The organism is Vibrio sp. 10N.247.311.47 (assembly GCF_041467535.1).
GTDB lineage: Bacteria > Pseudomonadota > Gammaproteobacteria > Enterobacterales > Vibrionaceae > Vibrio > Vibrio crassostreae_C.
In genome coordinates this window covers 49,531-70,050 of the sequence record NZ_JBFSUR010000014.1, presented here as the reverse complement: position 1 = coordinate 70,050, position 20,520 = coordinate 49,531, and the positions used below count along the sequence as shown (strand labels likewise).

At 43.6% G+C, this 20,520-nt stretch carries 22 protein-coding genes; 10 read left to right on the top strand and 12 right to left on the bottom strand.

Annotated features, from left to right (window positions below):
- Window positions 1–196 precede the first annotated feature (196 nt).
- Window positions 197–1,165, bottom strand: a complete 969-nt coding sequence (locus AB6E51_RS11440; RefSeq protein ID WP_017061374.1) for a TAXI family TRAP transporter solute-binding subunit — start codon at window positions 1,163–1,165, stop codon at window positions 197–199.
- Between the two features lie 341 nt (window positions 1,166–1,506).
- Entirely contained in the window at window positions 1,507–1,977 is a 471-nt protein-coding gene (gene argR / locus AB6E51_RS11435) for a transcriptional regulator ArgR (RefSeq protein WP_004740827.1), read from the bottom strand.
- Between the two features lie 332 nt (window positions 1,978–2,309).
- Between argR and mdh the strand changes: the two genes are divergently transcribed.
- Together mdh and AB6E51_RS11425 are read left to right on the top strand one after the other, a co-directional pair.
- On the top strand, window positions 2,310–3,245 hold the full coding sequence (mdh, locus tag AB6E51_RS11430; RefSeq protein ID WP_009847834.1) for a malate dehydrogenase: 936 nt from the start codon (window positions 2,310–2,312) through the stop codon (window positions 3,243–3,245).
- 124 nt (window positions 3,246–3,369) lie between these two features.
- Window positions 3,370–3,561, top strand: a complete 192-nt coding sequence (locus AB6E51_RS11425; RefSeq protein WP_017061375.1) for a hypothetical protein — start codon at window positions 3,370–3,372, stop codon at window positions 3,559–3,561.
- A gap of 110 nt (window positions 3,562–3,671) precedes the next feature.
- Here AB6E51_RS11425 and ispB read toward each other — a convergent pair whose 3' ends face one another.
- Complete coding sequence (gene ispB / locus AB6E51_RS11420) at window positions 3,672–4,643, bottom strand: octaprenyl diphosphate synthase (RefSeq protein ID WP_017061376.1); 972 nt, start codon at window positions 4,641–4,643, stop codon at window positions 3,672–3,674.
- A gap of 268 nt (window positions 4,644–4,911) precedes the next feature.
- Between ispB and rplU the strand changes: the two genes are divergently transcribed.
- The 6 genes from rplU to folA all read left to right on the top strand — a co-directional run bounded on the left by rplU (window position 4,912) and on the right by folA (window position 8,917).
- Window positions 4,912–5,223, top strand: coding sequence for a 50S ribosomal protein L21 (gene rplU / locus AB6E51_RS11415; protein ID WP_004740823.1), 312 nt, complete (start codon window positions 4,912–4,914; stop codon window positions 5,221–5,223).
- A gap of 19 nt (window positions 5,224–5,242) precedes the next feature.
- Complete coding sequence (gene rpmA, locus AB6E51_RS11410; RefSeq protein ID WP_004735905.1) at window positions 5,243–5,500, top strand: 50S ribosomal protein L27; 258 nt, start codon at window positions 5,243–5,245, stop codon at window positions 5,498–5,500.
- 323 nt (window positions 5,501–5,823) lie between these two features.
- Window positions 5,824–6,996, top strand: a complete 1,173-nt coding sequence (cgtA, locus tag AB6E51_RS11405) for an Obg family GTPase CgtA (protein WP_017061377.1) — start codon at window positions 5,824–5,826, stop codon at window positions 6,994–6,996.
- A 164-nt stretch (window positions 6,997–7,160) separates the two neighbouring features.
- Complete coding sequence (locus AB6E51_RS11400; protein WP_017061378.1) at window positions 7,161–7,928, top strand: threonine/serine exporter ThrE family protein; 768 nt, start codon at window positions 7,161–7,163, stop codon at window positions 7,926–7,928.
- The gene (locus AB6E51_RS11395; protein WP_017062945.1) at window positions 7,928–8,401 is read left to right on the top strand and encodes a threonine/serine exporter family protein; all 474 of its coding nucleotides are present in this window, start codon (window positions 7,928–7,930) and stop codon (window positions 8,399–8,401) included. The genes AB6E51_RS11400 and AB6E51_RS11395 overlap by 1 nt, the downstream gene beginning before the upstream one ends.
- Before the next feature lie 36 nt (window positions 8,402–8,437).
- Window positions 8,438–8,917 carry a type 3 dihydrofolate reductase gene (folA, locus tag AB6E51_RS11390; protein WP_017062944.1) on the top strand — a complete coding sequence of 160 codons (480 nt, stop codon included), beginning with the start codon at window positions 8,438–8,440 and terminating at the stop codon, window positions 8,915–8,917.
- A 74-nt stretch (window positions 8,918–8,991) separates the two neighbouring features.
- Here the strand turns inward: folA and AB6E51_RS11385 are convergent, their stop codons facing one another.
- The 6 genes from AB6E51_RS11385 to lptD form a co-directional block, all read right to left on the bottom strand.
- Window positions 8,992–9,795: a symmetrical bis(5'-nucleosyl)-tetraphosphatase gene (locus tag AB6E51_RS11385; RefSeq protein ID WP_017062943.1), complete on the bottom strand. Its 804-nt coding sequence runs from the start codon at window positions 9,793–9,795 to the stop codon at window positions 8,992–8,994.
- A gap of 29 nt (window positions 9,796–9,824) precedes the next feature.
- Window positions 9,825–10,205 (bottom strand): Co2+/Mg2+ efflux protein ApaG, encoded by a 381-nt coding sequence (gene apaG / locus AB6E51_RS11380; protein WP_004735899.1) that lies wholly within the window; start codon window positions 10,203–10,205, stop codon window positions 9,825–9,827.
- A gap of 88 nt (window positions 10,206–10,293) precedes the next feature.
- Window positions 10,294–11,109: a 16S rRNA (adenine(1518)-N(6)/adenine(1519)-N(6))-dimethyltransferase RsmA gene (rsmA, locus tag AB6E51_RS11375; protein ID WP_017062942.1), complete on the bottom strand. Its 816-nt coding sequence runs from the start codon at window positions 11,107–11,109 to the stop codon at window positions 10,294–10,296.
- Window positions 11,106–12,098 carry a 4-hydroxythreonine-4-phosphate dehydrogenase PdxA gene (pdxA, locus tag AB6E51_RS11370; RefSeq protein WP_017062941.1) on the bottom strand — a complete coding sequence of 331 codons (993 nt, stop codon included), beginning with the start codon at window positions 12,096–12,098 and terminating at the stop codon, window positions 11,106–11,108. Before pdxA ends, rsmA begins: the two co-directional genes overlap by 4 nt.
- Window positions 12,085–13,383 (bottom strand): peptidylprolyl isomerase SurA, encoded by a 1,299-nt coding sequence (gene surA / locus AB6E51_RS11365; protein ID WP_065584690.1) that lies wholly within the window; start codon window positions 13,381–13,383, stop codon window positions 12,085–12,087. The genes pdxA and surA overlap by 14 nt, the downstream gene beginning before the upstream one ends.
- A gap of 43 nt (window positions 13,384–13,426) precedes the next feature.
- Window positions 13,427–15,754 carry an LPS assembly protein LptD gene (lptD, locus tag AB6E51_RS11360; protein WP_102332753.1) on the bottom strand — a complete coding sequence of 776 codons (2,328 nt, stop codon included), beginning with the start codon at window positions 15,752–15,754 and terminating at the stop codon, window positions 13,427–13,429.
- A gap of 149 nt (window positions 15,755–15,903) precedes the next feature.
- On the opposite strand from lptD, the gene djlA reads away from it, so the two are divergent.
- Entirely contained in the window at window positions 15,904–16,758 is an 855-nt protein-coding gene (djlA, locus tag AB6E51_RS11355) for a co-chaperone DjlA (protein WP_372058123.1), read from the top strand.
- A 57-nt stretch (window positions 16,759–16,815) separates the two neighbouring features.
- Complete coding sequence (locus AB6E51_RS11350) at window positions 16,816–17,361, top strand: DUF924 family protein (RefSeq protein ID WP_017066942.1); 546 nt, start codon at window positions 16,816–16,818, stop codon at window positions 17,359–17,361.
- Window positions 17,362–17,456: 95 nt separating this feature from the next.
- Here the strand turns inward: AB6E51_RS11350 and AB6E51_RS11345 are convergent, their stop codons facing one another.
- The 3 genes from AB6E51_RS11345 to leuC all read right to left on the bottom strand — a co-directional run bounded on the left by AB6E51_RS11345 (window position 17,457) and on the right by leuC (window position 20,425).
- The gene (locus AB6E51_RS11345; RefSeq protein WP_017061387.1) at window positions 17,457–18,239 is read right to left on the bottom strand and encodes a DUF547 domain-containing protein; all 783 of its coding nucleotides are present in this window, start codon (window positions 18,237–18,239) and stop codon (window positions 17,457–17,459) included.
- A gap of 156 nt (window positions 18,240–18,395) precedes the next feature.
- Window positions 18,396–18,998, bottom strand: coding sequence for a 3-isopropylmalate dehydratase small subunit (gene leuD / locus AB6E51_RS11340; protein ID WP_017062937.1), 603 nt, complete (start codon window positions 18,996–18,998; stop codon window positions 18,396–18,398).
- A gap of 14 nt (window positions 18,999–19,012) precedes the next feature.
- Window positions 19,013–20,425, bottom strand: coding sequence for a 3-isopropylmalate dehydratase large subunit (leuC, locus tag AB6E51_RS11335; RefSeq protein WP_017062936.1), 1,413 nt, complete (start codon window positions 20,423–20,425; stop codon window positions 19,013–19,015).
- Window positions 20,426–20,520: the final 95 nt, after the last annotated feature.

Sequence of the window (20,520 nt, the reverse complement as noted above, 5' to 3'; positions counted from 1 at the left end):
TTTCCTATCTAGTGGAGTGAATGGATAGGGAAATGCGTTTTTTGTTCGTCTTTGTCTTAGGCTTGATACGAAGGTAAGTCCTCCAAATTGGAGAAACTTAAAGGGCTGTTCTTTTCACTTAAATTATTTTTATAAAACGTGAAAAGCCAATAAGGAGGGCTAGCCTCCTTATTGGTGTAGTAGGCTTAAAGTAGAGTTACTTTAGAAGGCCCACTTCTTTGTAGTATTTTGCTGCGCCTGGGTGAAGAGGGATAGAGATACCCGCTTTAACCATGTCTTCTTTTTTCAGGTTAGCAAATGCTGGGTGTAGGCGTTTGAAAGTGTCAAAGTTTTCAAATACTGCCTTAGCAACGTTGTATGCAACTTCTTCAGAAACGTCTGAAGTTGTTACCATAGTAGCTGCAACACCGAAGCTGTTTACGTCAGCGTCAGTACCACGGTACATACCAGCAGGAACTGTGCTGTAAGCGTAGTATGGGTTTTCAGCTACGATCTTGTCGATCTGTGGACCTGTTGCTGAAACCAGTTTTGCATCACAAGACGTTGTTGCTTCTTTGATTGATCCGTTCGGGTGACCAACCATGTAGATGAATGCATCAATCTTGTTATCACAAAGTGCTTGTGAACGCTCAGAACCTTTAAGTTCAGAAGCAAGCTTGAAGCTGTCGTTAGTCCAGCCCATAGCGTCCATTACAACACCCATCGTTGCACGGTCACCAGAACCTGGGTTACCAATGTTTACACGCTTACCTGCTAGGTCAGACACATTGTTGATGCCAGCATCAGTACGAGCGATGATGTTGAACGGTTCTGTATGTAGAGAGAACATCGCGCGAAGTTTCTTGTATTCGCCCTGATCTTTGAACTTACTTGTACCGTTGTAGCCGTGGTATTGCCAGTCCGATTGAACAACACCGAAATCTAGTTCACCAGCACGGATGGTGTTAACGTTGTAGATTGAACCACCAGTAGACTCTACAGAACAACGAATGTTGTGGTCTTTGCGGCCCTTGTTCACTAGCTTACAAATCGCACCACCAGTTGGGTAGTAAACACCCGTAACTGAACCAGTACCAATCGTGATGAACTCTTGAGCGTTAACAGCGCCAGCGCCCATTACAGCAGCTGCAATAGCACCAACTTTAATAAGTTTGGTAAATGCCATGAATTTCCCTTCCTTTATTCATTATTAACCCTGAAACAAGTGTAGTTGCTTCAGGAGTTTCCTATTTGGAAACGGCACCTTTTTCAATCCATGTGATGAAAAAGTGGCTGAATAATATCAAAAATTGGCAGAAAATTACTCGAATGTTAAAAGATATAGCTAAAAAATCTAACAAATGATGTCTTGATCTCGTGTTTGATTTGCTACTGAGTTTTTAAAATCAATGGTTTAGTGTGATTTTGGAAGGGAGGTATGGATATTCTAGGATGTGATTTGGATCACGAAGCAAATAGATACTCGTGATCCATTAATAAGGCTGATAGTTATGAAACAGCGATCAATTATCCTGCGTATTCAAACAGTTCACACACTGAATCAAACAGTTGCTTAGTGGTAACCGATAACGTTGGGGTAATGAAGATAGTATCATCACCTGCGACTACGCCCAGTATACCTTCCGACTTACCTAGTGAGTCTAATAAACGAGCAATCAGCTGCGCCGCACCAGGACCTGTGTGTATCACCACCAATGCATTGTTGTGGTCAATATCTAGTACTAATTCTCTTAGAGAGCTAGAAACGGTCGGAACACCAAGCTCAGCAGGAAGACAGTAAACCATCTCCATTTTTGCGTTACGAGTTCGAACGGCACCAAACTTGGTTAACATACGCGAGACTTTAGACTGGTTGATGCTTTCAAAACCTTCGTGTTTTAGAGCATCAACAATTTCGCCTTGTGAGCCAAAACGTTCTTCTTTTAGTAAGGCTTTAAATGCACGAACTAAGTTGTCTTGCTTTTCTGTATTGCGCATATGTCATTCTTATTCATTAACAAAGATGTTTGCATATTCTCGCATACATATTCAATTTTAGCCAAAACATCCCTGTAATTTGTTAGTCATATCACTGTAAATATTTAATAGAATAATGTGTTATTTGCGACGACTTATTTTGTTATTTCAGTCGATTATCGCCATAATGCGAACTTGCTGTGTAGCACGGTTTTATTGACTTGCGCGAAGTCGCAAAGCTAGCGTTAATTGATTGTAATCACTTTGTGATTAATATAGTTTTTTAACTTAGATTTAGCTCAAGAATTACCCTACAAAGAATCTATAAGAGAAAGCTCTCAAGGAGAATAACAATGAAAGTAGCTGTTATTGGTGCCGCTGGTGGCATCGGTCAAGCCCTAGCCCTACTACTTAAGAACCGCCTACCTGCTGGTTCAGATCTTGCACTTTACGACATCGCTCCGGTAACACCGGGTGTTGCTGCCGATCTTAGCCATATCCCAACGCCTGTTTCGATCAAAGGTTACGCGGGTGAAGATCCAACACCAGCACTAGAAGGTGCGGATGTTGTACTTATTTCAGCGGGTGTTGCTCGTAAGCCTGGTATGGATCGTGCGGATCTTTTCAATGTGAACGCTGGCATTGTTAAGTCTCTTGCAGAGAAAATCGCAGTTACTTGTCCGACTGCTTGTGTTGGTATCATCACGAACCCAGTAAACACAACAGTGCCAATCGCGGCTGAAGTACTGAAGAAAGCGGGCGTTTACGACAAGCGTCGTCTATTCGGTATTACGACTCTTGATGTGATTCGTTCTGAAACGTTCGTTGCTGAACTAAAAGACAAAGATCCAGGCGACATCCGTGTTCCTGTTATCGGTGGCCACTCAGGCGTAACGATTCTTCCTCTACTTTCTCAAGTTGAAGGTGTAGAGTTCACTGACGAGGAAATCGCAGCACTAACGACTCGCATCCAAAATGCAGGTACAGAAGTAGTAGAAGCTAAAGCTGGCGGCGGCAGTGCGACACTGTCTATGGGTCAAGCGGCTTGTCGTTTCGGTCTTGCACTAGTTAAAGCACTTCAAGGTGAAGAAAACGTGATTGAATGTGCATACGTTGAAGGTGAAGGCGAGCACGCTCCATTCTTCGCACAGCCAGTTAAACTAGGCAAAGAGGGCGCTGAAGCGATCCTTAGCTACGGTGAGCTGAGTGACTTCGAACGTAACGCTTTAGATAGCATGCTTGAGACGCTAAATGGCGACATCGAGATTGGTGTTGAATTCGCTAAATAAGCGAGACGCTATTTAACTCAGCCTAAAGCTAATTAATAAGGGCCGGTCATTATGATCGGCTTTTTTGATCCTGAAGTTCAAGCTACTCGTATACACCTCCACAACCAAGGTGAAGGTAAATGTTATGGCTACTGTTCAGAAGGGTATGAATGTCGAATATTTGGGGCACTTAGGAAAAGTATTGGTAATTGATGAGCAAGAGCAGTATGCCTTGGTAGAGACTTACAACGGGCATGAGCAATACGCAGTGCCAATGGAAGAGCTTGAAGAAATTGAAGCTCAACTGCCACTATCATTAGAAGCGAGCCGATATTGAACCTTGGCTCTCTTACAAATATTTGTTCAAAACCAAAAAAAAGAGCCATTGCTCTTTTTTGTTATTTATATAGAAGCTAGAAGCTAGAAGCGAGTTGTCTATTAACCTGCTTACTTGCTGCGTTTAACAGCCAAGTGTGCGAGCGTGGTTAACGCTTGCTTATATTCAGAGTCAGGAAGTACAGAAAGCTCAGCGATAGCTTTATCGGCCTCTTCGTAGGCTTTATTTGTTGTGTACTCTAAAGAGCCTGTCTCTTTCATCACAGCCATAATGTCGTCGAGACGTTCCATGCCGTTCGCTTTCTCAATCGCTTCACGAATCATACTTGCTTGTTCAGGAGAGCCATTATGCATTGCGTAAAGTAGAGGCAGTGTTGGTTTGCCTTCGGCTAGATCGTCACCAACGTTCTTACCCATCTCTTTACCATCAGCAGTGTAATCCATCACATCGTCAATCAGCTGGAAAGCGGTGCCTAGGTATTTACCGTAGTTCTGCATTGCTGTTTCGATCTCTGGTGATGACTCAGTAAGAATTGCGCCGATTTGGGTCGCAGCTTCGAACAAGCGAGCGGTCTTAGAGTAGATCACCTGCATGTAGCTTTCTTCTGTGGTGTCTGGGTTATTGCAGTTCATTAATTGTTGAACTTCACCCTCGGCAATCACGTTTACTGCTTCACTCATTAACTCAAGGATCTTTAAAGATCCTAGCGTTGTCATCATTTGGAATGAGCGTGTGTAGATAAAGTCACCCACCAAAACGCTAGCGGCATTACCAAAAGCGGCATTGGCTGTCGCCTTACCACGTCTCATGTCCGATTCGTCGACAACATCGTCGTGAAGCAGGGTTGCGGTGTGAATAAACTCGATAAAGGCTGCAGAGGTGATATGAGCTTCACCTTGATAACCAAGTGCGCGAGCAGATAAAAGAGCAAGCAAAGGGCGTAGGCGTTTGCCACCACCGCTAACGATATAAAAACCAAGCTGGTTGATTAAACTTACGTCAGAATTAAGTTGGGCTTGAATTGTTTCATTCACTTTTGCCATATCATTGGCAGTAAGCGTTTGGATAGCTTTAAAATCCATTGTTCATCCGGCTGAAGTTAGACCCTGTAAGGCTTATACGTTGTATTTAATTGTTGAATAATACACTAAAAAACGTTGATTAATACATCGCTAAAGGGCATGATTGCCGCACTTTTCTTTGGCGAACAGGTTTTCGCCAATTTTTTAAAAATATGGCTTGTCATAGCGCCATGATTCCCGTAGAATCTGCGCCCTATTGATTAGTTTAGCGCACACCCGAGTTGTACAATTAACAACCATAGGCTGTGCGGAAAAAGCGGAGTAAAATATGTACGCTGTTTTCCAATCTGGTGGCAAACAACACCGAGTAAGCGAAGGTCAAACACTTCGTTTAGAGAAATTAGACGTTGAAACTGGTGCAACTGTTGAATTTGATAAAGTTCTTCTTGTTGCTAACGGCGAAGAAATCGCTGTTGGTGCACCTCTTGTTGAAGGTGGCAAGGTTACTGCAGAAGTAGTACAACACGGTCGTGGCGATAAAGTAAAAATCGTTAAGTTCCGTCGTCGTAAGCACTCGCGTAAGCAAGCTGGTCACCGTCAGTGGTTCACTGAAGTGAAAATCACTGGCATTAACGCTTAAGTATTAGGAGAGTTTAACAATGGCACATAAAAAAGCTGGCGGTTCTACTAATAACGGCCGCGATTCAGAAAGCAAACGTCTTGGTGTTAAGCGTTTTGGTGGTGAATCTGTTCTTGCAGGTAACATCATCGTTCGTCAACGTGGTACTAAGTTCCACGCTGGCACAAACGTTGGCATCGGTAAAGACCACACTCTTTTCGCTCTTACTGAAGGTAAAGTGAAATTTGCTGTTAAAGGTCCTAAAAACCGTAAGTTTGTAAGCATCGAAGCTGAGTAATTTAATCTTTAACTAGATTATTTTATTAGCTTTCAAGCTGAATTCAAAAGCCCTGCCGATTCGGCAGGGTTTTTTATTTATAGCAAGAATAAAAAAGCAGACGCTCTTGTTTTGGTTTTGAGAAGCCGTTTTATTTTTTGATAAACAGATTAGTTTTTAAGAAGCCGTTTGTTTTTAAGAAATAAGAAGCAAAGAACCTCTCCTTATTTGTTCCTTGGTTGCAGGTCGGCCTAGATCTTAGGTGATCGATCTAAACACGGATCTGCTAGAATTTATATCACTCCTTGATGAGTGGTAACGCAACGTAAGTGCGGAGTTAAAAAATGAAATTCGTTGATGAAGCGGTAGTAAAAATAGAAGCCGGTGATGGCGGTAATGGTACAGTTAGCTTTTGGCGCGAAAAATTCGTCGCTAAAGGTGGTCCTGATGGCGGTGACGGTGGTGACGGCGGTGATGTTTACATCCAAGCGGATGAGAACTTAAACACACTGATCGATTACCGTTTCCAACGTTTTTACAATGCAGAGCGTGGCGAGAATGGTCGCGGCGGTAACTGTACTGGTAAACGTGGTAAAGACATTACGCTGAAAGTACCAGTTGGTACGCGTGCAGTTGATATCCACACCAACGAAATCGTTGCTGAAGTTGCTGAACACGGCAAGAAAGTAATGGTTGGTAAAGGTGGTTGGCACGGTCTTGGTAACACGCGTTTTAAATCGTCTGTTAACCGCGCTCCTCGTCAAAAGACAATGGGTACTAAAGGCGAAGTTCGTGAACTGCGTTTAGAGCTTCTTTTATTAGCTGACGTTGGTATGCTTGGCCTACCAAACGCAGGTAAATCTACTTTTATTCGTTCAGTATCTGCTGCGAAACCAAAAGTGGCTGATTACCCGTTCACTACTTTGATCCCAAGCTTGGGTGTGGTAAGTGTTGTCCCTGAAAAGAGCTTCGTTGTTGCCGATATCCCAGGACTAATCGAAGGCGCAGCTGATGGCGCTGGCCTTGGTATCCGATTCCTTAAGCACCTTGAGCGTTGTCGTGTTCTTCTGCATATGATCGACATTATGCCGATCGATCAATCTGATCCTATTCAGAATGCACTAACGATCATCGATGAGCTTGAGCAATACAGTGAAAAAGTTTCACAAAAACCTCGCTGGTTAGTGTTCAATAAAGTTGACCTAATGCCAGAAGACGAAGCAGACGAAAAGATTCAAGAAATCATCGATGCTTTGGGCTGGGAAGGCGAGTACTTCAAGATCTCTGCTGTGAATAAAATCGGCACCAAAGATCTTTGCTTCAAACTAGGTGAGTTTATGGAAAACCTACCTCGTGAAGTTGTAGAAGTTGAAGAAGAAGAAAAAGTAGACTTTATGTGGGATGACTACCATAAAGATGCGATGAGCGGTAAGAATGTCGTTACTGAAGATGACGACGATTGGGACGATTGGGATGACGAAGAGGATGACGGCCATGTTATCTATGTTCGTGACTAATCCTCTTAGTTTCTCATAACGCATCGGTCGCTTCTTACAAGTACACTGATAGTTTTATTAAACCGCAATGAAAATTGCGGTTTTTTTGTATCTAAATCATGACGTCTTACTGTTTTTTATGCAAAATTTATCTTTAGATAATTAACGCCTATGGGAAGGAAATCATGGCATCAAAGCAAAGAGCGATCTCAAGACTCGTCGCTCAATCAGGACAAATGTTATTGGCGCACGGGGCAGAGAGCACACTGGTCGGCGATATCATGCGTCGCATCGGTATTGCTTGTGGGGTGAATGAGGTTGAAGTCGCACTGTCAGCCAATGCGCTTGTTGTAACTACCGTAATGGATGATCACTGTATTACCACTACTCGAAGTTGTGCTGATCGTGGCATTAACATGCAGGTTATCACCGACATTCAACGCATTTGCATCATGATGGAGAAGGGAATTCTCGATTATGATTTGGCGTATAAAAAGATTCAAAACATCAGCCCCGAGCGCTACAACCGTTGGTTAGTGGTTGTGATGATAGGGTTGTCGTGCGCCTCTTTTAGCCACCTTGCGGGCGGAGACTGGCAAGTCTTCATGATGACTTTTATTGCTTCAGCTTGCGGTATGATCGTCAGGCAAGAGATTGGGCACCGCCATTTCAATCCGCTATTAAACTTTGCTATCACAGCATTCGTTACCACGACCATTTCAGCTCAAGCCGTACTTTACAATATTGGCGGCCAACCCACGATCGTGATGGCTTCATCTGTATTAATGTTAGTACCTGGTTTTCCTCTGATTAACTCCGTCGCTGATATGCTTAAAGGCCATATTAATATGGGGTTAGCGCGCTTTACCATGGCCAGCTTATTAACTCTGGCGACGAGCTTGGGCATTGTCGCGGCGATGAGTCTATCAGATGTTTGGGGGTGGGCAAGCTAATGAGTATTTTCGAACTGTTTTTAGGTCTGCTCAACGATATGTTTTTCGCCGCTATTCCTGCGGTTGGGTTTGCATTGGTGTTTAACGTTCCGCAACGTGCTTTAATTTATTGTGCACTCGGTGGTTCTATCGGTCATGGTAGCCGGTATCTGATGATGCACTTTGGTATTCCAATCGAATGGGCGACGTTCTTCGCCGCAACCGTGGTTGGTATGATAGGGGTTCATTGGTCACATAAACTGTTAGCACATCCGAAGGTGTTTACGGTTGCAGCTCTAATTCCTATGGTGCCAGGTGTGTTCGCCTTCAAGGCGATGATTGCGATGGTGGAGATTAACAGGGCAGGCTACACGCCTGAGTTGTTGGCAATGTTGATGGAGAACTTTTTAAAATCGATGTTCATTATCGCAGGGTTGGCGGTTGGCTTAGCTGTGCCAGGGCTGTTATTCTATCGCCGTAGACCTATCGTTTAGCGTTAATTTTCTTTTTAGGGACAGGACTTTCGATTTATGATCATCAGCATGATAGCGGCAATGGCAAACAACCGTATAATTGGTAAAGACAATCAGATGCCTTGGCATTTACCTGCGGATTTTGCATGGTTTAAACGCTCGACTATGGGTAAACCAGTCGTGATGGGACGTAAGACCTACGATTCTATTGGACGCCCTTTGCCGGGTCGGTTGAATGTCGTAATCAGCCGTGATGAGAGTTTAAAGATTGAAGGTGTAACGACGGTAACTTCTATTGAACAGGCTCTAGAGCTACTCAGTGATGTTGAAGAGGTGATGATCATTGGTGGCGGCTCTATTTATGAGAGCTGCTTACCTAAAGCGGACAAGTTGTATCTGACTTACATCGATTTCGCCGTCGATGGAGATACACAATTTCCTGACTGGGGTGAAGGTTGGAAGCAGAGCTTTAACGAGAGCTATCAAGCTGACGAGAAAAACAAACACAACATGGAGTTTGTGATTCTCGAGCGTTAACTGTGGTTATCAATAGCTAGTCTCTGAAAAATGCTTGCGTTACCCTACCAAGGTAGCGCAAGTTTCTCGTATCTTTATAGCGCTTTCTGAGTGAAAAACTGTTTATCTTCCCAGCGAAGAATTGTCAATTCACCTCCCCAGACGCATCCAGTATCAAGTCCAATTACGTCTTTTCCGTTATAGCCTTCAAGCGCAGCCCAGTGTCCAAAAACAACGGTTTTATCGAGCTTTATGCGTTGCGGAAGGTCAAACCATGGCACTAATGGTTCATCGGTAATCTCATTCGGTGGTAGCTTACATGCCATGTCGAGACGGCCATCTTCAAAACAGAAACGCATTCTTGTCAGGCTATTGATCGCATAGCGATAGCGCTCAATATCATGTAAATCCTGATGCCATAAATCAGGCGCGTTGCTGTACATGTTTTCGATTAGCCATTGCCATTTATCGGACTTTAACAAGGATACGATCTCTCGATTTTCAACACGTGCTCTTTCTAGATTCCACTGCGGTGAGATACCCGCATGGCACATCACGAACTCTGGGTGTTCTTGAAGCAAAGGCTGTTGTCTTAACCATTCGATTAGCAGTTCACGATCTTCAGCATCAAGAATCGCTTGAGTCTTATCTTTTGGTTTCGCTGGAAATAGTCCTAAGGACACCGCCAGAAGATGTAAGTCGTGGTTGCCTAATACAACCTTAGCTGCGTCACCAAGGTTACGAATAAAGCGTAACGTCTCCAATGATTTAGGGCCTCGAGCAACTAAGTCTCCGGCGACCCATAAAGTATCTTGGTGTTTATCAAAGTTAATTTTTTCAAGTAGTCCTTGAAGTTCGTCGAAGCACCCTTGGATGTCTCCGACAATGTAATTCGACACAATAATTTCCTGTAGATACGGATGTACGGCTAATTAAGAATATTAGGGATTGCGAGTCTGAATGGGTCAACTTCGGTAATAAAATCAATGCCCTTGTTATCGGTCATCACATAGTGACCTTGCATAACGCCAACAGGGGTTTCGATGACCGTACCACTTGTGTAGGTGTACTCGTCGTTGGCTTCAATCACGGGTTGTTGGCCAACTACACCATCACCCTCAATGGTGAGCTGCTTGCCGTTAGAGTCGGTAATTAACCAGCGGCGAGACATAAGTTGCACCGTTGTTTTACTTAGATTTTTGATGGTAATAATGTAGGCGAAGACATAACGATTCTTCGTTGGCTCAGATTGTTCTTCTATGTACTTAGAGTGAACCTGGCATTTGATACAAGGCGTAGATATATCCATATTCGCACCTTTTGTTGTTGATATACTTAATGTAATTAAAGTATTACATAAAAAAGGCTCCTAACCGAAGTGTAGGAGCCTTTTTTATTTATTTGTCAGCGTTATGACTGTCGTACAACCAGTTTGCCATGTCGACAAACTGCTCGAGTGTTAAGTTCTCAGGACGCATGCTTGGGTTGATACCTAGCTCTTCAAGCACTTCCTTATCGATTAAGCTCTTGTAGCAGTTACGAACTGTTTTACGACGTTGGTTAAAGCCTTCACGACAGACGCGATCTAGCCATTTCAGATCTTTTGCCGGATAAGGCAGCACTTCGTATGGCTGTAGGCGCACGACTGCTGAGTCTACTTTCGGTGGCGGAACGAAGGCCGTTGGTGGAACTTCTAACACAGGCGTTACTTTACAGTAGTATTGAGCCATTACAGTAAGACGACCGTAAGCTTTACTGCCAGGGCCAGCAGCTAGACGGTTAACCACTTCTTTTTGAAGCATAAAGTGCATGTCTTGCACGTCTTTATGGAATTCAAAAAGGTGGAACATCAATGGTGTAGAGATGTTATATGGCAAGTTACCAAAGATGCGTAGCTTATTGTTTGGCTTAACCAGTTCTTGGAAATCGAACTTCATCGCATCGCCTTCACGGATCGTTAGCTTGTCCGCAAGATCTGGATGGTTACGAAGACGTTCTGCAAGGTCTCTATCCAATTCGATAACAGTAAATTTATCGACAAGCTTACCCACAGGCTCAGTAATTGCGCCTAGACCAGGACCGATCTCTACCAAGTTTTGACCTGGTAGTGGGTTAATACTCGATACGATGCCATCAATAATGTATGGATCGTTAAGGAAGTTTTGACCAAAACGTTTACGCGCTTTGTGCCCTAAGTGGACATCATTTCTCATTGCTTTTTCTCTACTAATTCAATGGCGTGCGTGAGCGCTGTTCTAAAGCTCCCTGTATCGGCTTGGCCTTTCCCTGCCAAGTCTAAGGCGGTACCGTGGTCGACTGATGTGCGAATAAACGGTAAGCCAAGCGTGATGTTCACTGAGCGACCAAACCCTTTGTATTTCAATACCGGGAGTACTTGGTCGTGATACATACCTAAAACAGCATCTGCATCTTGCAAATATTTTTCATTAAAGATGGTGTCTGCTGGCAATGGGCCAACTAAATTGATGCCATCTTTTTGGCGAATTTTTTCTAGCGTCGGGGTGATAGTTTCAATCTCTTCACGCCCTAAACAACCATCTTCACCAGCATGTGGATTCAAGCCACACACATAGATAGTTGGTTTCTCAATAGCAAATTTTTCAACCAAGTCTTTATTTAGAATAGCAATAATTTGCTCTAATCTGTCTTCGGTCACAGCTTGAGATACATAAGCTAGTGGGATGTGCGTTGTTACTAGCGCAACACGCAGCCCTTCAGTTGCCAACATCATCACCACCAGTGGTGTATTGGACTTCTCTGCAAAGAACTCGGTATGGCCGCTAAAAGCAACGCCAGCTCGGTTAATTACACCCTTGTGAACGGGGCCGGTGACAATAGCATCAAATTCATCATTCATACAGCCAATTGCTGCGGTTTCTAAAGTATTTAATACGTAATGACCATTAGCCTCATTGAGTTGACCTGCAACTGCCGTTTCAGCAAGTGGAACGTGTTTCACTACCAGTGTGCCAGCGCGTTGCGGTTGCTTAGCTGCATTTGCATCGTAGTCCAGAAGATCGACTTCGATACCAAGAATTTTAGCTCGCTCGGATAGCAGTGTTTTATCAGCACAAACCACGAGTTGATGAGGCCAACTTTCTTGAGATAGAGCCAAAGTTAAATCTGGGCCTATCCCTGCTGGTTCACCTGCGGTTATGACAATACGTTTAGTTGTTGTCATCTTGGTCGTCCTCAACCATCTCAACAAAGGCACTTGCTCTTACTTCTTGTAGCCAAGCACCAGCTTCTTCGTTGAATTTACGGTTAAATAGAATTTGGTAAGCTTTGTTTTTCAAAGCTGAATCGGTACGGTCGACTTCGCGACGGTCTAGTACTTCAACAATGTGCCAACCGTGTACGGTTTTGAATGGCGCACTGATTTTGCCTTCTGGTAGCGTTTCTACTTGGTGTTTGAATTCTGGTACATACAAATCTGGTGTTTGGTAGCCTAGCTCACCATCTTGTACTGCAGAACCTGGATCTTGGCTGTATTGCTGTGCAAGGTCGCCAAAGCTCGCTTCACCTGTGTTTACGCGGCGCGTGATCTCTTCAAGTTGTTCTTTCGCGCCATCGTCACTCAAGATTACGGTTGGCTTAATCAAGATATGACGAGCATTCACTTCCGTTACTGCTACGGTTTCTAAGCCTTTCACATCTTCAATTTTTAGAATGTGGAAACCTACACCGCTACGGAAAGGACCGATGATGCTGCCTTTATTTTGCATTTTGATCTGGTCAGCAAAAATGGTTGGCATCTCTTCTTTACGCATCCAACCCCAATCACCACCTTGCAGCGCTTTAGGACCCTTAGAGTAAGTATATGCCATGGTGCTGAAATCTTTGCCTGAGTTCAGTTCTTCAACCAGTTCAGTAGCTTGAGCTTCTAACTCTTCTTTGGTTTGGTCATCATTAAAGCGCAGTTGAATGTGGCCAATTTTATATTGAACGGTCGCGTTAGTCTCTTGCGCTAAGATATCTGCTAGGTTATCAACTTCCGCAGGAAGAATATTGATACGGCGACGAACTAAGGCGTTACGAGCTTCACTTGCTGCAATCTCTTTTCTTACTTGCTCTCGAAATGCATTGTAGCTAAGGCCTTCTTCAGCAACCGATGCGGTAAGTTGTTCTACCGTTTGGTTGTTGTCTTTAGCGATACCTTCAATTGCTTGATCAAGTCGAGCATCATCAATACGAACACCGATACGTTCTGCTTCTTGAGTTTGAATAGTATCGATGATCAGTTTTTCTAGTACTTGCTCATTGAGCACATCTTGCGATGGCAGTGTTTGACCGCTTTTTTTTGCGTTGGCACGCAGTGTCTTCATCGAAGCATCGATGTCGCTTTGTAAGATAACGCCTTCGTTAACGATAACTTTTACGCTGTCTAGCTCAACCGGTGCTGCAAAGCTTGTTGATAAAGTACAAGTCGCTGCAATAGCAATTAATGTGCGTTTCCACAATGTCATGTGTAATCCTTTAAATTTACTGATTTCTTATCAGTAAAGAAAATTAGTTGTTTAAGAAGAATGGGCGACCGTAGCTCAATGAGTTATCAGAACTGCTATCCCCAACAGCGCCTGAATCAGAGCCTAAGTTAGTACCAAAGCCGATAATACCGAAATTCACACCAAAGTTATTTTCATATTCAGGCGTGACATTTGGATCACTAATGTTATTTGTCAGCTGGTTACTATACGTAAATCCGATATACCAACAATCCGATTTATAGTTCAAGCGAGCCAACCATTCTAGATTTTCTTGTGTGGTTAAATCATAGAAATATTGAGCACTGGCATTCCACTTCCGCGAAATCTGGTAAGCACCAAGTAAGCCTGCTTGTGAGATACCATCTCTAGTTATTGAACCAACATTTATACTTTCGCCTACATTATCCTCAATATATTCTTCTGTAACGTAGCGGTAGTTGGTTTGTATATAGCCGCCGGCAAAACGGTACTCAATGGTACTGTTAGCAAGTTGCATCGAAGATGAATCAATGTCGTATTGCACACCGCCATGGTAGAAAAGGTAATCATCGTAGTTGAAGTCCATTTCAATAGCCCAAGATGAATAATTAGTTTTGTCAGCGGAGTCTTCGTTGCCTAAAGTTTGCTTTGTATCTTTATCAAAATAGAAAATTTGACCAAAAGATATGTTTAAGCGCTCTCGGTACTCATCATCAAAAAAGCGAGATGATGCGCCATAGCTAATTTGATTTGCTGACGCAATGCGGTCTACACCACTGTATTTGCGGCTTCTGAATAAGCCATAGTAATCAGTCTGTAGTAGTGTTGTATCGTAAAGACCAATTTCGCTTTGATCTTCTTCTGGCACGTAAAGGTACTGAACTTGAGGTTCGAGTGTTTGAGTGTAATTACCTACAATTTTTGTATCACGTTCAAGAACGATACCTGCGTGGCTTCTAAACTCAGGTATTACACGTGTTACTGATTCCTCTAAATCTTCATACTCACTATCAATGTCATTCAGATCCTGTTGGTAGTATGTACCAAGTAATCGTGCTTCGGTTGTCCAAGTGCCCCAAGTGTTACCTACTGGGATTGTAATACCAGGTTCAACGTGAACACGAGTGGCTGATGGTTTGCCTGATGCGTCGGTATCGAACATTGATATATGACTGATTAAGTCAAAATCTAGGTAATCCATTACCTCTGGAGCATAGTAGTTATACTCGAGTTGTGGCATTAGACGATAAGGCAAGTTATTGCTGGTGGTAAGAACTTGGAAGTCTCGAACAAGTACAGACGCATCCCAATTTTGAGAACGGTATGTTGCTTGCCCTTCTTGAAGCAGTTGTCCATCTTCACGGTTACCGATATTTGAGCTCATGTCCGAAAAGTAGTCAATATCACTGACTTTAGAGTAATCAATTTCGAATAACCAAGATTGTTGGAATATTCCTGAATGTTCTAGTTGGAAACCCCAACGATCGCCTAGATCAGTGTACTTTTGATCGTCTGGTAAATATTCAGACTCGATACTACCGGAACCAAAATCGCTTAAATATCTGAATTTACTGTTGAGTTGAGTGCCACGCTCTTGCATGTACTTGAAGGTAGTTTCCAAATCGTAGTCTGGTGCTAAGTTCCAATAAACAGGAATTTCAGCTTCAAAACCATCGCTTGAACCATACGAAACTGTTGGGTACAAGAAACCGGTTTTACGTGTATCACCCACCGGTACTGTTAAGTAAGGTAAGTAAAAGACGGGAACACTTTGGATTTCAAAACGTGGATTATAAAAAGTGGCTTGTTCTTCGTCTTGGTCGACACTGATGCTCGATGCTCTTAGACGCCAAGCATTATCGCCAATCGGGCAAGAGGTAATGGAGCCATCTTCAATCTCATAAACCGCTTTACCTGTTTTTGCTATATAAACAGCATCTCCGCGACCGGGCTCGCAAAGGAATTCGTAATCGGTGTTCTCAAGCGTCATTTCATCTGTAGTCAGATTATTGGTCGCTCTGTCTGAGATAGATTTGATTTGACCATCACTAAAGTTTACGTTGCCTTCAGCTACAACGATATTTTCTTGTTGGTGCAGGGTTACGTTATCTGCAAGGATGGTCTTGTTCCCTTGCGTAACGACTACGTCACCTGAGTATATTGCCTTGTCACCATTGATAGCTTCTAAGCGATCTGACTCAACATGAGCGGGTAGCTGTGTCTCGTTTTCTGCAGCGGGCTCGATCAAGCATTGATCTATAGAGGGCATTTCCTGCACACTACTATCGGTGATTGTTTCAGCTTGAGTTGTCGACACGTATAACGCCGTACTTATAGACGCGGCTAACAAGGTGCGGGAAAAAGATTGCATGAAGTTGAACTATCCTGTGTCACTAGATGAAGGGTTGATCTAGTATCAATCCAATTAATAAAGCATTTTCCTTATGATAAAGGAAATAATAGCATTCAGCATCATCAGACAGCATTACTCAGATAAAATTCATAGATAGAGAACACATAATGCAAATATTTGGCAAAATTTTGGGCGCGTTTTTTGGCTTTTTATTTGGAGGGCCACTCGGTTTAGTTTTTGGTCTGTTTTTAGGACACCAATTCGATAAAGCTCGCGGATTGAACCAATCAGGCTTCAATAGCTCTGGTTTTGGTCGAGGTCTAAGCCAAGCAGAAAGACAGAACGAGTTTTTTAAATCCGCTTTTGCGGTTATGGGGCACGTTGCTAAAGCGAAAGGGCAGGTAACGCCAGAAGAGATTCAACTCGCTTCTACCATGATGGAGCGTATGAACCTGCATGGCGAACAGCGTAAAGCAGCGCAAGATGCATTCCGTGACGGCAAAGAGAGCGACTTCCCTCTGAACGACGTACTTGAGCGAGTTAAAATCTCATCGGGTGGTCGTTTTGATCTTCTGCAGTTCTTTCTAGAGCTTCAGGTATCTGCCGCATTTGCGGATGGAAGTTTGCACCCGAGTGAACGTCAAGTTCTGCATAAAATAGCGCAAGGGCTTGGGTTTTCGGCAGCACAACTAGAACGCCGCTTGCAGATGCAAGAAGCTGCGTTCCGTTTCCAACAGCAAGGTGGAAGCTTTGGTGGCCATCAGGGGCATGGGCAATCATCAGGTTGGCAACAGGCTTCGCAACAGAACCAACTTGGCGACGCATATAAGGTTCTTGGTGTGAGTGAAAGTGCTGACGGTAAAGAGGTGAAGAAAGCCTACCGCAAGCTGATGAATGAACATCACCCAGATAAACTGATGGCGAAGGGCTTACCGCCTGAGATGATGAATGTTGCGAAAGAGAAATCGCAAGAAATTCAGAATGCTTATGACCTGATAAAGAAAGTAAAAGGTTTTAAGTAATTGAACACTAAACTGAGTAATAACAAAGTTACTCGGTTTTTTATTAAAGGGAATTATATGACGGTAACGTATCAGGATGTTCTAGAGTTTTGGTTCGATGAGTTGACGCCTAAAGATTGGTTTACTGGCGGCGCCGAGATTGACACTTTGATAGAGTCTCGATTTTCTGAATTGCATAAAGCAGCCATTCAAGGCGAGCTATTTGAGTGGCGCCAAACTGCGCAAGGACGATTGGCTGAGATTATCGTACTTGATCAGTTTTCTCGAAATATTGGTAGAAAAAGTCCGACAGCATTTTCTGCTGATCCGATGGCGTTGGCTCTAGCCCAAGAGGCGGTAGCGGGTGGTTTTGATCACCAGCTTAACGAGCAACAGAAAAGCTTCCTGTATATGCCTTATATGCACAGTGAATCTTTGTTAGTCCATGAACAAGCCGTGGAACTTTTTTCTCAAACGGGATTAGAGCATAATCTGGACTTTGAGTTTAAGCACAAGGTTATCATTGAGCGATTTGGTCGCTATCCGCACCGTAATGAGGTGTTAGGGCGAGCTTCGACTCCCGAAGAGATTGAGTTCTTGCAGCAACCGAGCTCAAGCTTTTAATTGTAGAAATACGGTCAAAGAATTGAGAAGAGGCTAGAGGTTAATAAAAACCTCTCGCCTCTTTTTTACTTTAGTGATCAACTTTAGCCTTAGAGCTAGTTTGCTTGGTTGAGCGACCAATCGTATTCATAACTGATGTTTTGAGTATTGGTTACTGCTTCAATTCGATATTGTTCTAAGTGCTGAATAAGCTGTTTCTTCGTACCAAAATCCACAGCAAACCATTCGTAAATCGATGATAGTTGAAGCTTATTGTTTGTAACCATCACGCCTTTGTCACTGCTTACAAACTCAGTTGCAGCTTGCTCTAGCAAGGCTTCAGTATTTTTAGAGGTAAAAGCGTCAGGTTGTAAGTTAGGGCAACCTAGGCTGGCACAGTTCACTGCATAATGCGTGCGAGGATCTTGCCAAATTGGTCTTAGGATTCGGTGTTCAATGTCATTGAGTGTCAGTGATTTCCCATTAACGACTACCACATCATCTCCCCACGGACCGAAACTAAATAGTCCGCCAAGTTTAGTTATGGATTTGATCGGGTAGGCATCAAGAATCAAATCGACAGTCACGGCGTTATATAGATTAACCCAGTAGGCATACTGCTCCGCTTTTGAATAGTTGAGCGGATTCACCTGTTCGAGTTGCTTGATGTATTGCTTAAGTTTGGTCTTATCGGCAGTGTTCACCGCTTTATAGCTAACTAACGTATTTTGCCCCTGTTTAACCAAGTAGCTATCGAGGAATTGCTGCCAATCTTGATGAGATACCTGTTCTAGGTTGGTTTCGTCGCTTTGCTTCCAGTATGGCCAAAGATCGGATTTAGGCGCAGACCAAGCTAAGGTTGAGAAAAGTAGGCTGACAATAAAAAGTAGTTGTTTCATGGCATTCTCCTGATGACTGACTACTAAGACCTTAAGGCTTACCATTTTCTTTCATTGCTCTTCATTTAAATAAACATATGAAGTTAAGTTAAAAGCTTAGCCAAATAAAAAAGGTTGGCACTTGGCCAACCTTTAGATTTATTCAGAAACGTCTCATTATTTTAGGAAGCTAGGAATCTTAGCTTCAAACTCTGAGATCTTATCGGCATGTTGAAGTGTAAGGCCGATATTATCTAAACCATTCAGTAAGCAGTGACGACGGAACTCATCAATTTCAAACGAGTACTCTTTGCCGTTCGCGCTGACTTTCATTGCTTCTAGATCAACCGTAATTTCTGCACCTTCATTCGCTTCAACGAATTGGAATAGCTCATCCACTTCTTGCTCAGTCAATCGAACTGGCACCATTTGGTTGTTGATCGAGTTACCGTAGAAAATGTCGGCAAAGCTTGGTGCGATCATTACTTGGATACCGTAATCGGCAAGCGCCCACGGTGCGTGTTCACGAGATGAACCACAACCGAAGTTTTCACGAGCTAAAAGAATTGAAGCGCCTTGGTAGCGAGCTTCGTTCATTACAAAATCAGGGTTTGGCTGTTGGCCTGCATCGTCTAGGAAGCGCCAATCGTGGAACAAGTGCTTACCAAAACCGATGCGGTTTACTTTCTGTAGAAACTGCTTTGGAATGATCGCATCAGTATCGATGTTGGCCGTATCTAGAGGAACGACTAATCCGGTGTGTTGTTGAAAACCTGACATGTTAAATCCTCTAATTAAAGTTCACGAATATCGACAAAGTGACCAGCGATAGCCGCTGCGGCTGCCATTGCTGGGCTAACTAGGTGCGTACGACCATCACGGCCTTGGCGACCTTCAAAGTTACGGTTTGATGTAGAAGCACAGCGCTCTTGTGGACCTAGACGGTCGTTGTTCATCGCAAGACACATAGAGCAACCCGGTAAACGCCATTCAAAGCCTGCTTCGATGAAGATCTTATCTAGGCCTTCAGCCTCAGCTTGTGCTTTAACTTGCTCTGAACCCGGAACGATAAGCGCTTGAACATGTTTCGCTACTTGACGGCCTTTCGCTACCGCTGCTGCTGCACGCATGTCTTCGATACGAGAGTTAGTACAAGAACCCACGAACACTTTATCTACGTTGTAATCAGATAGAGATTTACCGGCTTCAAGACCCATGTAAGCCAGCGCTTTTTCAGCTGATGCTTTTTCTACAGGGTCTGCGAAGCTTTCTGGTGCAGGGATTGGTGTGTCTACTGAGATAACCTGACCTGGGTTGGTACCCCAAGTGACTTGTGGTTTGATGTCTGCCGCTTCTAATGTAACAACTGCATCGAATTCTGCATCAGCATCGGTTTTTAACGTATCCCAGTATTCGATTGCTGCTTCTAGGTCTTCGCCTTCTGGAGAGAACTTACGACCTTTGATGTACTCGTATGTCGTTGCATCTGGAGCGATTAAGCCTGCTTTAGCGCCAAGCTCGATTGCCATGTTACATACTGTCATACGACCTTCCATCGTAAGGTCGGTAATTGCCTCACCACAGAATTCAACTACGTAGCCAGTACCGCCAGCCGCCGTTGTTTTACCGATGATCGCTAGCACGATGTCTTTTGCAGTGATGCCAGGAGTAACCTTGCCTTTTACTTCGATCTTCATGGTTTTAGCGCGAGCTTGTTTTAGCGTTTGCGTAGCTAGAACGTGTTCCACTTCTGAAGTACCGATACCAAATGCTAGTGAACCAAATGCACCGTGTGTAGCCGTGTGCGAGTCACCACATACGATGGTCATGCCCGGTAGCGTAATACCTAGCTCAGGACCCATTACGTGCACAATACCTTGGTATTTGTGGTTTAGATCGTAAAGCGTGACACCAAACTCTTCACAGTTCTTCGATAGCGTTTCCATTTGGATACGAGCCATCTCACCAGAAGCGTTGATGTCTTTAGTTTGTGTCGATACGTTGTGATCCATGGTCGCAAAAGTTTTGCCTACTTGGCGAACTTTACGGCCTTTTTCACGTAGGCCATCAAAGGCTTGTGGCGACGTTACTTCGTGGACTAAGTGACGATCGATATAAAGAATTGGTGTTTCGCCCTTCGCTGCAACCGCAACGTGAGCGTCATAAACTTTTTCGTATAAGGTTTTTGCGTGCTGGTTTGTCGACATAGCTTTTCTTCCTTGGGAGCATCAGTCCCAGTGTTTGTTTCGAGCCAAGTCATGCGGTTTACGCTGACTTGGCTTGATATTATTCTTATGTACTT

Excerpts from the sequence above, each read along its gene's own strand:
- AB6E51_RS11440 (WP_017061374.1), bottom strand. The coding sequence starts at position 1,165 with ATGGCATTTACCAAACTTATTAAAGTTGGTGCTATTGCAGCTGCTGTA.
- argR (WP_004740827.1), bottom strand. The coding sequence starts at position 1,977 with ATGCGCAATACAGAAAAGCAAGACAACTTAGTTCGTGCATTTAAAGCC.
- mdh (WP_009847834.1), top strand. The coding sequence starts at position 2,310 with ATGAAAGTAGCTGTTATTGGTGCCGCTGGTGGCATCGGTCAAGCCCTA.
- AB6E51_RS11425 (WP_017061375.1), top strand. The coding sequence starts at position 3,370 with ATGGCTACTGTTCAGAAGGGTATGAATGTCGAATATTTGGGGCACTTA.
- ispB (WP_017061376.1), bottom strand. The coding sequence starts at position 4,643 with ATGGATTTTAAAGCTATCCAAACGCTTACTGCCAATGATATGGCAAAA.
- rplU (WP_004740823.1), top strand. The coding sequence starts at position 4,912 with ATGTACGCTGTTTTCCAATCTGGTGGCAAACAACACCGAGTAAGCGAA.
- rpmA (WP_004735905.1), top strand. The coding sequence starts at position 5,243 with ATGGCACATAAAAAAGCTGGCGGTTCTACTAATAACGGCCGCGATTCA.
- cgtA (WP_017061377.1), top strand. The coding sequence starts at position 5,824 with ATGAAATTCGTTGATGAAGCGGTAGTAAAAATAGAAGCCGGTGATGGC.
- AB6E51_RS11400 (WP_017061378.1), top strand. The coding sequence starts at position 7,161 with ATGGCATCAAAGCAAAGAGCGATCTCAAGACTCGTCGCTCAATCAGGA.
- AB6E51_RS11395 (WP_017062945.1), top strand. The coding sequence starts at position 7,928 with ATGAGTATTTTCGAACTGTTTTTAGGTCTGCTCAACGATATGTTTTTC.
- folA (WP_017062944.1), top strand. The coding sequence starts at position 8,438 with ATGATCATCAGCATGATAGCGGCAATGGCAAACAACCGTATAATTGGT.
- apaG (WP_004735899.1), bottom strand. The coding sequence starts at position 10,205 with ATGGATATATCTACGCCTTGTATCAAATGCCAGGTTCACTCTAAGTAC.
- rsmA (WP_017062942.1), bottom strand. The coding sequence starts at position 11,109 with ATGAGAAATGATGTCCACTTAGGGCACAAAGCGCGTAAACGTTTTGGT.
- pdxA (WP_017062941.1), bottom strand. The coding sequence starts at position 12,098 with ATGACAACAACTAAACGTATTGTCATAACCGCAGGTGAACCAGCAGGG.
- surA (WP_065584690.1), bottom strand. The coding sequence starts at position 13,383 with ATGACATTGTGGAAACGCACATTAATTGCTATTGCAGCGACTTGTACT.
- lptD (WP_102332753.1), bottom strand. The coding sequence starts at position 15,754 with ATGCAATCTTTTTCCCGCACCTTGTTAGCCGCGTCTATAAGTACGGCG.
- djlA (WP_372058123.1), top strand. The coding sequence starts at position 15,904 with ATGCAAATATTTGGCAAAATTTTGGGCGCGTTTTTTGGCTTTTTATTT.
- AB6E51_RS11350 (WP_017066942.1), top strand. The coding sequence starts at position 16,816 with ATGACGGTAACGTATCAGGATGTTCTAGAGTTTTGGTTCGATGAGTTG.
- AB6E51_RS11345 (WP_017061387.1), bottom strand. The coding sequence starts at position 18,239 with ATGAAACAACTACTTTTTATTGTCAGCCTACTTTTCTCAACCTTAGCT.
- leuD (WP_017062937.1), bottom strand. The coding sequence starts at position 18,998 with ATGTCAGGTTTTCAACAACACACCGGATTAGTCGTTCCTCTAGATACG.
- leuC (WP_017062936.1), bottom strand. The coding sequence starts at position 20,425 with ATGTCGACAAACCAGCACGCAAAAACCTTATACGAAAAAGTTTATGAC.